We start from the raw sequence: 10,189 nt of genomic DNA on the forward strand, positions 1-10,189 counted from the left end.
TCGCCGCTGGCGACGTCGACGACGTAGACGTTCCCGTTCTCCGTCGGCGACGAGGCGGCGACCGCGACGCGCTCGCCGTCCGCGTCGAAGCTCAGCCCGGAGACGACGCCGTCGATGAGGTCGGGTTCGGGGTGTTCGTCGAGCGTGGTGCCCGCCGCGTCCACGAGCGCGAGTTCGCTGTAGCCGTCGACGTTCCGGACGTACGCGAGCCGCCCGGAGTCCTGGTGGACGGCGACCGACTCCACCGGCCAGTCGCGGTCCCCGACGACCTCCTCGACGTCGCCGGTCTCGGGGTCGAGCAGGCCGAGGTAGTGAGTGTCCGCGCCGTGGTTCGTGCAGACGTAGACGCCGTCGCCGTCGGGCGCCCACGCCACCGAGGAGAACTGCACGTCCTCGTCGAAGGGGGTCGCGTGCGCGACGTCGCCCGTCTCGACGTCGGCCACGTAGAGGTCGGCGTCGAAGTTCGAGTGGCTCTCGTGGAGGAGGAGTCGGTCGTCGCTCGGGCTCCAGCCCGCGGCCGCGAGCATGTCGTAGTCGTCGCCCTCGACGAGCGGGGCTGCGTCCTCGCCGCGCTCGTCGCGGCCCTGCACGTACACGTCGAAGACGCCCTGCTCGCGGCGGTTCGCGGCGTACGCCAGCCGGTCGCCGTCGTGGCTCCAGCCGCCGAACTGGTGTTTCGCGTCCGGGTCGTCGGTGAGCGCGACGTCCTCGCTGCCGTCCGCGGCGAGCCGGTGGAGCTGCCAGAACTCGTCGCCGCCGGCGTCCTTCGCGTAGACGAGCTCGTCCCGGGTCGGCGAGAACGACGCGTACGCCACGCGCTCGTCGTGGAAGGTCACCTGCGCGGGCCACGCCTCCGGTGCGTCGACGCGCCACACCTGACTCGACCCCGTGACGTCCAGCGTGAACGCGAGTTCGCCCGTGGGCCCGAACGTCGGCCCGCCCGCGCTCCGGACGTTGAGGTACCGCTCGATGTCGTAGGCCATACCGCAGGGAGCCGCCGGAGCGCCGATAGCGTTCTGGTCGCGGAACACTACCCGCGGAGGACGCCGCGGGCCGTCTTCTCCAAGTACGTGAGCACGGGCCGCCCGCGCGGGTGGGTGTAGAGGTCGCCGAGCTCGTCCGCGGCGAGCGTCTCCGACTCGAAGTCGTCGCTCAAGTGGGGGTACTCGCCGACGTCGTGGACGCCCCAGCCGAGCTCGATTTCGATGCTGATCGTGACTGCCATCGACCGGACGGACGCCCGCCCACGGGATAGACAGTGGCTCGCTACTCCCGCGGGCGGGTAGCCGCCGCCGAACCCCCGCGTGGTGTCGGGCGCGCGACCCGAACAGAACCGTTTTTACCGGCGTGTTCCGTCCCGGCGAGTATGCGCGTGGCGTTCGTCTCGGAGACGACCGCCCACCACGTCGACGCCGACGACGTCGACCGCCTGCGCCTGCTCGCGGACCTGCTCGCGGCGCGCGGCCACGACGTCCACGTCCTGTGTGCGCAGTGGTGGGAGGGACAGCCGGACACGTTCGAACACGAAGACCTGACGTACCACGCCGTCACTGACGAGCGCGGCCAGCGCTGGTTCTCGCCGAAGGCGGCCGCCACACTCCGCGACGTCGACCCGGACGTCGTCCACGGGACGAGCCGCACGCCCGGCCACGTCTACGGCGCGCGCTGGGGCGCGCTGCTCGCGAGCGCGCCGCTCGTGCTGGACTGGTACGACCCACACGACGCCGGCGACGGCCTGCGCGGCCGCGCGTACCGCTACGCCGCGCGGAAACCGAGCGCGGTCGTCGCGCCGTCCCGGACCGTGAAGACGAGCGCCCGCGAGTGCGGCGCGAACGGCGACGACGTCCGCGTCGTCCCCACCGGCATCGACATGGCGGCGATTCGCAGCGCGGCGCCCGCCGAGGCCGGCGACATCGTGTTCAGCCGGCGCCTCGACGAGGACGCCAACCTCGAGTCGCTGTTCCTCGCGCTCGCGGAGTTCCGCGAGTACGGCTGGAACTGCACCGTCGTCGGCGACGGCCCCGCGCGCTCGGGGTACGAGCGGCAGGCCCGCGACCTCCGCATCGACGACCGCGTGGAGTTCGTCGGCGAGAAGACCGTCGACGAGCGCGTCAGCCTGTTCAAGGACGCCCACGTCTACGTCCACACCGCCGAGCGGACGTCGTTCGGCCTCGACCTGCTGCGCGCGCTCGCCTGCGGCTGCGTCGGCATCGTCGAGTACCACGCCGAGTCCAGCGCCCACGAGCTCGTCGAGACCTACGAGCGCGGGTTCCGCGCGACCAACGACGAGGAGATCACGGAGTGTCTGGTGCGCGCGGGCAACCTCGAACGCCGCGACGTCGACGAGACGTTCGCCGAGTACGACCACGAGCGGTTCGTCGAGGCGTACCTCGACGTCTACCGCGAGGGCCAGGAACAGGCCGGCCTGCTCTGAGTGCCGAACGGGTCACCGATTCCGCGGCGTCGAACCCCGAATCTCGAGGAAACGACCATGTATACGGATACGTATACAGTAACGTATGAGCAAGAGCATCCGCGTCGACGAGGACACGCACGCAGCCCTCGCGGCACTGAAAGGTGACGACGAGTCCTTCGACGACCTCCTCTCGCGGCTGCTCCGCGAACGCCGCGAAACCATCGAAGCCGGTGCCGGCCTCTGGGCGGAGACCGACGCGGCCGAGGGGGCGCGTGCGGCACGGAAGGAGATGAAAGAAGATGTCGGTGCGAGATGACGCTGTACGACAGCAGCGTCCTCATCGACTACCTCGACGGACGCGACGACGCCGTCGAGTACATCCGCGCCCACCACAGCGACCGCGCACTCGCGCCGCCGCTCGTGCTCTACGAGGTCTATCAGGGCGAGGTGTTCAAATCGGGGCCGACCGATTTCGACGCCGTCGACGCCGCACTCGAGTGGCTGGTCGTCGCCGACGAGACGCGCGAGTTCGCCCGCGCTGCCGCGGAGCTACAGAACGCCGTCGCAGCCGACGGGTCACCACTCGCCGCCAGAGACGCGTTCGTCGCCGGCGCCGCGAGTGCGCTCGACGAGCGACTCGTCGTCGCCGACCCGGACTTCGACGTCGACGGCATCGGCGACGAACTCGACGTCGACTTCCTCTAGGAAACGGCGCTACTCGTCGTCCGTGCCGCGCCGCGTGCGCTCGGCGACGCGGACCGCGGCGACGTTCTCCTCGACGTCGTGGACCCGCACGACGTCGGCGCCGCGGTCGGCCGCCAGCGCCGTGCCCGCGACGGTCGCGTAGCCGCCCTCGTCGGGGTAGCGGTCGACCGCGCCGAACATCGACTTGTGGCTGTGGCCGACGAGGACCGGACAGCCGAGCGCGTGGAACTCGTCGGTGCGGTCGAGCACCTCGAAGTTCTGCGGGGTGGACTTCCCGAAGCCGAGGCCGGGGTCGACGATGATCTTCTCCCGGGGGAGGCCGGCCTTCTCCGCGAGCAGCACGCGCTCGGTGAGCTCGTCGACGACGTCGTCGACCACGTCGTCGTAGTGGACGTCCTCGCCGGGGTCGACGGGCGCGTTGATGGAGTGCATCACCACCAGCGGCGCGCCGTACTCCGCGGCGACGAACCGCATCTCGGGGTCCTCGAGGCCGGTCACGTCGTTGAGGATGTCCGCGCCGGCCTCGAGGGCCTGCCTCCCGACTTCTGCCTTCCGCGTGTCCACCGAAATCATGGCGTCGAGGTCGCTGACGCGCTCGACGACGGGGACGACGCGGTCCAGTTCCTCCTGCAGCGGGACGGGGTCGGCGCCCGGCCGCGTGGACTCGCCGCCCACGTCGACGATGTCGGCGCCCGCGTCGACCATCTCCGCGGCGCGCGCGACGGCGTCCTCGACCGCCTCGTACTCGCCGCCGTCGTGGAAGCTGTCCGGGGTGACGTTCAGGATGCCCATGACGGCGGTGCCGTCCTCCCACGGGTAGCCGTGGGTCGCGGGCTCGGTCTGGATGCCCAGCGTCTCTCTGAGTTCGTCGGCGAACACCGAGAGCCCGTACGGCTGGCCGTCGAGCTTCTCGCAGAGGCGCTTGAACTGCGCGAGCGTTCCCATGAGGACGGCGTCCAGATAGCCGCGGGGCTGGGCGTTCAGGCCCGAGAGCGAGCACTCGCCGCCGAGGCTCAACAGCTCCTCCTTGAGGTACTGGGCCTGCCGCTTCTGGACGCGCGTCTGGACGACGCGGTGGACGCCCTTGCCGCGCATCCGCCAGACGCCGGGCGGCGTGACGTGCGCGCCCTCCAGCACCTCGCGCGCGTCGTCGACGTCCGCGACGTCCTTCCGGACGTTCGTGCGCGTCCAGCGCTTGCGGGCTTCGGCGACCGCGAACAGCGACCCCGTGACGAGCACGAGGTCGTCCTCACCGGCCGCCTCGAGCGCGTCGTCGAGCGCGGACTCCACGGAGCGCGTGACCGTCGTCTCCGCGCCCGCCTCGTCGAACACCGTGGCGAGCACGTCCGCGTCCTCCGCGCGGTCGGAGTCCGGCTCGCACGCCCACACGCGGTCCGGTGTCGGGAGCGCCGCGGCCATCCCGCGGTGGTCCTTATCGTGCATCGCGCCGAACACGCAGTGGAGGTCGTCGTAGTCGAACTCCGCGAGGGTGCCCGCGAGCGCCTCGCACGCGGCGGGGTTGTGGGCGCCGTCCAGCACGGTCACCGGGTCCGCGCTCATCACCTCGAAGCGCCCCGGCCAGTACGCCTTCCGCAGGCCGCGCGAGAGCGTCTGCTCGTCGACGCCCGCGACCTGTCGCGCGAGCGCCGCGGCGACCCCCGCGTTCTGCGCCTGGAACGACCCGAGCAGCGGGATCCGGGCGTCGGCCGACCAGTCGGGGCCGGCCAGCGAGACGTCGGCCTCCGTGTGGTTCGCGCGCCCCTCGTAGGTCGCGCGTACGTCGCCTTCGGGGCCGACGGTCACCACGTCGCCGGCCTGCTCGCGCACCGCCGCGAGGGCGTCCCCAGTCGCCCCCGTCACGAGCGGCGCGTCCGCGGGCGCGACGTGTGCCTTGTCGCGGGCGATCTCCTCGACGGTGTCGCCGAGCACGCTCGTGTGCTCGAGGCTCACCGACGTCACCGCGCTCGCCGCCGGGTCGACGACGCTGGTCGCGTCGAAGCGCCCGCCGATGCCGACCTCGAGGACCGCCACGTCGACGTCCTCGCGGCCGAACTGCCAGAGCGCCATCGCGGTCACGGCCTCGAAGAACGTCGGCGCGTCGCCGTTCGCGGCGCGCTCGTTCACGCGCGGCCGAATCGCCTCCACGAACTCCGTCAGCGCCGCCTCGGACATCCGGCGGCCGTCGACGGTGACGCGTTCGCGCACGTCGTCGAGGTGCGGGGACGTGTACAGGCCAACGTCGAGGCCCGCCTCCCGGAGCACGGATTCGAGCAGCCGCGCGGTCGACCCCTTCCCGTTCGACCCCGCGACCTGCACGTACCGCGGGCCCTCGTGCGGGTCGCCGAGCGCGGCCAGCAGGTCCGCCGTCGAGTCCGTCCCGGGCTTTGGCCGGTAGCGGCGGAGGTCCAGCAGGAAGTTCGCCGCCTCGTCGTATCGCATACCCGTTTCGAGCGCGGCGCCCCGCTTTAGGCTGTCGGACGCGACCCTCGGGTCTCTCAAAGAGCCGTTTGAGTCCTCCCAACGGCCTTGATGGTAGCGGGCGACGCACCGAGTGGAGCGCCACCGGCCCTCCGAAGCCCCACCCCCGACGCCGCCCCCCGTTGCCTGTGTCAGCCCGCTGGCGCTCCAACCCTCCCCGTTTCTCACTCGGCGCGCGCGTAAGTGCCGCATAACCAACCGCGAGCCAACGCACGGCCCGGTATGGCCAACCGAACCACGAGCGCCGAGCGCCTCGACCGCGAGGCCGCCGCGGCCCGCCTCGAAGCCGTCGCGGCGTCGCTGCGCGCCGACGAGTGTACCGTCCGCGTCGACAACAAGGACATCACGCTCCGCCCGACCGACGCCATCGAGTTCCAGCTGGACGTCGTCGAGAAGCAGGCGATGTTCCGCGGGGACCGCGAGACCGTCCAGATCGAGCTCGACTGGCGGCCAGAGTAGGACTACGCGTCCCGCCGGTCGTAGCGCCGGACGAGCAGTTCGAGCCACCAGAGCTTCAGCCCGACCAGCAGGACCGTGCCGACGGCGGCGCCGGCGGGCCGCCGCTTCCACGCCGCGTACACCGCGTAGACGGCCGCGAGCGCGCCGCCCGTGTTGTACGCGTTCGGCCCGTCGAACCCCGTCGTGCGGTTGCCTTCCTCGCGAATCCACCACCGCTCGGCGAGCACCGCGCGGGTCATCCACGCCGACTCGTCGTCGGGCGGCGAAAACAGGAACGGGTTGACGGCGGCCCAGAGGAGCGCCGCCGCGAGCAGCCGCTAGTCCCGCCGGTAGAGCGCGTACACGACCACGGGGCCGGTCGGCACCCCCGACCACCCGCTCTTCGGGTTCGAGTGCCGTGCCCAGAACCACGCCTCGAGTTCGCTGGAGAGCGCCATGCGCGACTGGAGGGGTCGTGAGACCAAAACGCGTCCGCCGCTCGCGGCCGTTCAGTCGTGGCGGAAGGTCCGGTGGCCGGTGAACACCATCGCCATCCCGTGCTCGTCCGCGGCCTCGACGACGTCGTCGTCGTTGACGGAGCCGCCGGGCTGGACGACGGCCTCGACGCCCGCGTCGGCGGCGGCCTCGATGCCGTCCGGGAACGGGAAGAACGCGTCGGAGGCCATCACGGCGCCGTCGGCGTCCTTGCCGTCGGCGTCCCGGTCGGCCTTCTTCGCCGCGAGTTCGACGGCGTCCACGCGGGAGACCTGCCCGACGCCCAGTCCCACGGTCTCGGTGCCGTCCGCGAACAGGATGCCGTTGGACTTCACGTGCTTGAGCACGCGCCACGCGAACAGCATCGTCTCCAGTTCCTCCTCGGTGGGGTCGCGCTCCGTGACGACTTCGAGGTCCTCGCGGTTGGGCGCCCAGAGGTCCCGCTCCTGCACGAGGCGGCCGCCGACCAGCGGCTTCTCCGTCAGCGTCTCGGTGACCTCGCCGAGCGGACCGGTCTCGAGCACGCGGAGGTTGTCCTTCGCCGTGAGCACGTCGAGAGCGCCGTCGGTGTAGCCGGGCGCGACGACGACCTCCTTGAACGAGTCCGCGACGAGCTCCGCGGTCTCCTCGTCGCAGGTGCGGTTGAGCGCGACGATGCCGCCGAACGCGCTCTTCGCGTCCGTCGAGAGGGCGTCGGCGTAGGCCTCGGCGAGCGTGTCCGCGACCGCCGCGCCCGCGGGGTTGGTGTGCTTGATGACGGCGGCCGCCGGCTCGTCGAACTCCTTGACGAGATTGAGCGCGGCGTCGGCGTCGTTGTAGTTGTTGTACGACAGCGCCTTCGCGCCCTCGTTGAGCTGGTCGGCGTGGACGACGCTGGCCTCCTCGCAGGTGTCGTCGCGGTAGAGCGCGGCGTCCTGGTGGGGGTTCTCGCCGTACCGGAGGTCGCTGTCGCGGTCGTTGCTCACGAGCCGACGCACCGGGAAGTCACCGCCCTCGTCGGCGTCGACCGCGACCCCGTCCTCGGAGACGTCGAGGTCGCCGTTCGCGAACCACCGGACAGCGCGCGGGTACGCCTCGAACTCGGCGTCGTAGAGCACGCGCTCCTTGAGGTCGCCGTGGTCGTCGTCGGCGTAGACCGGCACCGGCTCCTGCGTGACGACGGGGCCGGCGTCGACGTCCTCGGTGCGGACGCTGCCGTCCTCGGCGACGGCATTCGTGACGACGTGGACCGTACAGCCCGTCACGGCGACGTCGGCGTCGAGCACCTGCTCGTGGGCGTCCGCGCCGGGGAACGACGGCAGGAGGCTCGGGTGGACGTTCAGCGTGAGCGGCACCGCGTCGAGGAACGTCTCCGAGAGCACGCGCATGTAGCCGTCGAGGCAGACGAGGTCGACGTCGTACCCCTCGAGGGCGTCGACGACGCGGCGCTCGTGGTCGCGGCGGGACTCGCCGTCGCGGTGCTCGACGACCTCGGTGGGAATGTCCCGGGCGGCGGCCGCGTCGAGGACGGGCGCGTCCGGGTCGTCCGCGAGCACGACGGCGAGGTCGGCGCCGCCGGGCCGCAGGTCGTCGACGTGCAGGAGGTTTCGGCCGCGGTTGCTGGCCAGACCGGCTACGTTCGTCATACTCCGGCAAGCGGCGTCCGCGGGCAAAGTGGTTGCGGTTCGCGCCCGGCGAGTATGCACGAACTGGCATAGAAATCCGCGAGTACCGCCGTAGTTTCCGAGTGAGTATGCACGCCCGTGGGTCGCGTGACCGGCAGGCTTTTGCCGCGAGCGCGGCCACTCCGAGGCATGACCGACACCGACGCCCTCCACGCCGTGACGCCGCTGGACGGCCGGTACGCGGGCCGCACCGAACCGCTCCGCGAGTACGCCAGCGAGGCCGCGCTCATGCGGGCTCGCGTCCGCGTGGAAGTCGAGTACCTGCTCGCCCTCGCCGACCTCGAGGCGGTCGACCTCGAGCTCGCCGACGAGGAGCGCGACCGCCTGCGCGCCGCCTACGAGGAGTTCGACGGCGAGGACGCGGCGCTCGTGAAGGCCATCGAGACGGAGGGCGCGCGCGGCTACGACGCCACCAACCACGACGTGAAGGCCGTCGAGTACTTCGTCCGCGAGCACGCTCCCGAGCGCGCGCACCCGTGGATTCACTTCGCGCTCACCAGCGAGGACGTGAACAACCTCGCGCACCGCCTGCTCGCCAAGCCCGCCGTCGAGGACGTCCTCCTGCCGGAGCTCCGCGAGGTCCGGGACGCGCTCGTGGAGTTCGCCCACGACTACGCCGACCTCCCGATGCTCGCGCGCACCCACGGCCAGCCCGCGACGCCGACGACGTTCGGAAAGGAGATGGCCGTCTACGCCGCCCGGCTCGGCCGAGCAATCGCACGCGTCGACGCCGCCAGCGACGACCTGTCGGGGAAACTCGCGGGCGCCTCCGGCACGTGGGCCGCCCACCACGCAGCGTTCCCGGACGTCGACTGGCGCGCGTTCTCCCGCGAGTTCGTCGACGGGCTCGGCCTCGAGTACGTCGAACCCACCACGCAGGTGAACCCGAGCGACGACCTCGGCGCGCTCTTCGACGCCCTGACCGGTGTGAACGGCGTGCTGCTGGACCTCTCGCGCGACGTCTGGCTCTACGTCTCCCAGCGCTACCTCGGGCAGGAGGCCGCGAAGTCAGAAACAGGGTCGTCGACGATGCCGCACAAGGTCAACCCCATCGACTTCGAGAACGCCGAGGGCAACCTCTCGAAGGCCAACAGCGACCTCGAGTTCCTCTCGGAGTACCTCTCGACGAGCCGCCTCCAGCGGGACCTCTCCGATTCGACCGTGAAGCGGAACGTCGGCGCGGCGTTCGCGTACTGCCTGCTCGCGTACTCGAAGCTCCAGACCGGCCTCGGGAAGGTCGCGCCCAACGAGGCGGTGATGCGCGAGGACCTCGAAGCCAACCCCGAGGTAATCGGGGAGGCCGTCCAGACGATTCTCCGCAGGGAGGGCCACGGCGACGCCTACGAGCGCGTGAAGGAGCTGACGCGCGGTGAGCGCGTCGCCCTCGCTGACTTCCACGAGCTGTTCGCGGAGCTGGACGTCGAGGAGTCCGTTCGGGAGGAGCTACTCGCGCTCACGCCCGCGTCGTACACCGGTGTCGCCGGCGACCTCGCGCGGGACGCGTAGGACAAACCCGCGTCGAACCCTACCGAACGCTTTTGCCGAATCCCCGCCCAGCCTCGGGCATGGAAGACGAGGGCTGTCCGAAGTGCGGCCACGACGAGGTCGACGTCGGCTCCATCTCCACGACCGGCCCCGGCCTCTCGAAGATGTTCGACATCCAGACGAACAACTTCCAGACTGTCACCTGCACGTCCTGCGGGTACACGGAACTGTACGCCGACGTCGACGACCGCGGGATGGACCTCGCGGACGTCTTCTTCGGCTAGACGAGCGAGTCGAGCGCGTCGGTCACGACGCCGGCCGCGCGCTCGACGTCCGACCGCCGGACGTACTCGCGCTGGCCGTGCGCGACCGGGCCGTCGTCATCCGCGAGCACGCCCGGCCCGAAGACGACGGTCGGCGCGTCCGCGGCGAAGTAGGAGCCTCGGTGGCGGCGCGAACGGCCGCGGGCCGCCAGCGCCCGCGGCCACGAGCGCGTCGACGACGGCGC

The 10,189-nt window shown here is 71.5% G+C and carries 10 protein-coding genes and 2 pseudogenes; 6 read left to right on the forward strand and 6 right to left on the reverse strand.

The annotated features are described in order from the left end of the window. Both GJ634_RS11805 and GJ634_RS11810 read right to left on the reverse strand, forming a co-directional pair. Positions 1-983 (reverse strand): annotated as a pseudogene (locus tag GJ634_RS11805) (PD40 domain-containing protein); the annotation flags it as partial. Between the two features lie 47 nt (positions 984-1,030). Next, complete coding sequence (locus GJ634_RS11810) at positions 1,031-1,225, reverse strand: hypothetical protein (RefSeq protein ID WP_157502956.1); 195 nt, start codon at positions 1,223-1,225, stop codon at positions 1,031-1,033. 141 nt (positions 1,226-1,366) lie between these two features. Between GJ634_RS11810 and GJ634_RS11815 the strand changes: the two genes are divergently transcribed. The 3 genes from GJ634_RS11815 (at position 1,367) to GJ634_RS11825 (ending at position 3,121) form a co-directional block, all read left to right on the forward strand. Further along, positions 1,367-2,434 (forward strand): glycosyltransferase family 4 protein, encoded by a 1,068-nt coding sequence (locus GJ634_RS11815; protein WP_157502957.1) that lies wholly within the window; start codon positions 1,367-1,369, stop codon positions 2,432-2,434. A gap of 85 nt (positions 2,435-2,519) precedes the next feature. Then, positions 2,520-2,732 (forward strand): antitoxin VapB family protein, encoded by a 213-nt coding sequence (locus tag GJ634_RS11820; protein WP_157502958.1) that lies wholly within the window; start codon positions 2,520-2,522, stop codon positions 2,730-2,732. After that, the gene (locus GJ634_RS11825) at positions 2,729-3,121 is read left to right on the forward strand and encodes a PIN domain-containing protein (protein ID WP_157502959.1); all 393 of its coding nucleotides are present in this window, start codon (positions 2,729-2,731) and stop codon (positions 3,119-3,121) included. Before GJ634_RS11820 ends, GJ634_RS11825 begins: the two co-directional genes overlap by 4 nt. A 9-nt stretch (positions 3,122-3,130) precedes the next feature. Here the strand turns inward: GJ634_RS11825 and folP are convergent, their stop codons facing one another. Beyond that, entirely contained in the window at positions 3,131-5,560 is a 2,430-nt protein-coding gene (folP, locus tag GJ634_RS11830) for a dihydropteroate synthase (protein ID WP_157502960.1), read from the reverse strand. 261 nt (positions 5,561-5,821) lie between these two features. Between folP and GJ634_RS11835 the strand changes: the two genes are divergently transcribed. After that, positions 5,822-6,058 (forward strand): amphi-Trp domain-containing protein, encoded by a 237-nt coding sequence (locus tag GJ634_RS11835; RefSeq protein ID WP_157502961.1) that lies wholly within the window; start codon positions 5,822-5,824, stop codon positions 6,056-6,058. 2 nt (positions 6,059-6,060) lie between these two features. Here GJ634_RS11835 and GJ634_RS16175 read toward each other — a convergent pair whose 3' ends face one another. Both GJ634_RS16175 and purH read right to left on the reverse strand, forming a co-directional pair. Then, the gene (locus tag GJ634_RS16175; protein WP_331714143.1) at positions 6,061-6,372 is read right to left on the reverse strand and encodes a DUF6653 family protein; all 312 of its coding nucleotides are present in this window, start codon (positions 6,370-6,372) and stop codon (positions 6,061-6,063) included. 174 nt (positions 6,373-6,546) lie between these two features. Beyond that, positions 6,547-8,157, reverse strand: a complete 1,611-nt coding sequence (gene purH, locus GJ634_RS11845) for a bifunctional phosphoribosylaminoimidazolecarboxamide formyltransferase/IMP cyclohydrolase (protein WP_157502962.1) — start codon at positions 8,155-8,157, stop codon at positions 6,547-6,549. A gap of 168 nt (positions 8,158-8,325) precedes the next feature. Between purH and purB the strand changes: the two genes are divergently transcribed. Continuing rightward, complete coding sequence (gene purB / locus GJ634_RS11850) at positions 8,326-9,702, forward strand: adenylosuccinate lyase (RefSeq protein ID WP_157502963.1); 1,377 nt, start codon at positions 8,326-8,328, stop codon at positions 9,700-9,702. Between the two features lie 59 nt (positions 9,703-9,761). After that, complete coding sequence (locus tag GJ634_RS11855) at positions 9,762-9,965, forward strand: zinc ribbon domain-containing protein (protein ID WP_157502964.1); 204 nt, start codon at positions 9,762-9,764, stop codon at positions 9,963-9,965. Here GJ634_RS11855 and GJ634_RS11860 read toward each other — a convergent pair. Next, a pseudogene (locus GJ634_RS11860) lies at positions 9,962-10,189 on the reverse strand (hypothetical protein); the annotation flags it as partial. The gene GJ634_RS11855 and the pseudogene GJ634_RS11860 sit on opposite strands and share 4 nt — an antisense overlap.

The organism is Halobacterium sp. CBA1126, from assembly GCF_009741975.1.
In the GTDB taxonomy this organism is placed as follows: Archaea; Halobacteriota; Halobacteria; order Halobacteriales; family Halobacteriaceae; genus Halobacterium.

Coding starts and splice junctions, on each gene's coding strand:
- GJ634_RS11810 (WP_157502956.1), bottom strand. CDS start 1,225: ATGGCAGTCACGATCAGCATCGAAATCGAGCTCGGCTGGGGCGTCCAC.
- GJ634_RS11815 (WP_157502957.1), top strand. CDS start 1,367: ATGCGCGTGGCGTTCGTCTCGGAGACGACCGCCCACCACGTCGACGCC.
- GJ634_RS11820 (WP_157502958.1), top strand. CDS start 2,520: ATGAGCAAGAGCATCCGCGTCGACGAGGACACGCACGCAGCCCTCGCG.
- GJ634_RS11825 (WP_157502959.1), top strand. CDS start 2,729: ATGACGCTGTACGACAGCAGCGTCCTCATCGACTACCTCGACGGACGC.
- folP (WP_157502960.1), bottom strand. CDS start 5,560: ATGCGATACGACGAGGCGGCGAACTTCCTGCTGGACCTCCGCCGCTAC.
- GJ634_RS11835 (WP_157502961.1), top strand. CDS start 5,822: ATGGCCAACCGAACCACGAGCGCCGAGCGCCTCGACCGCGAGGCCGCC.
- purH (WP_157502962.1), bottom strand. CDS start 8,157: ATGACGAACGTAGCCGGTCTGGCCAGCAACCGCGGCCGAAACCTCCTG.
- purB (WP_157502963.1), top strand. CDS start 8,326: ATGACCGACACCGACGCCCTCCACGCCGTGACGCCGCTGGACGGCCGG.
- GJ634_RS11855 (WP_157502964.1), top strand. CDS start 9,762: ATGGAAGACGAGGGCTGTCCGAAGTGCGGCCACGACGAGGTCGACGTC.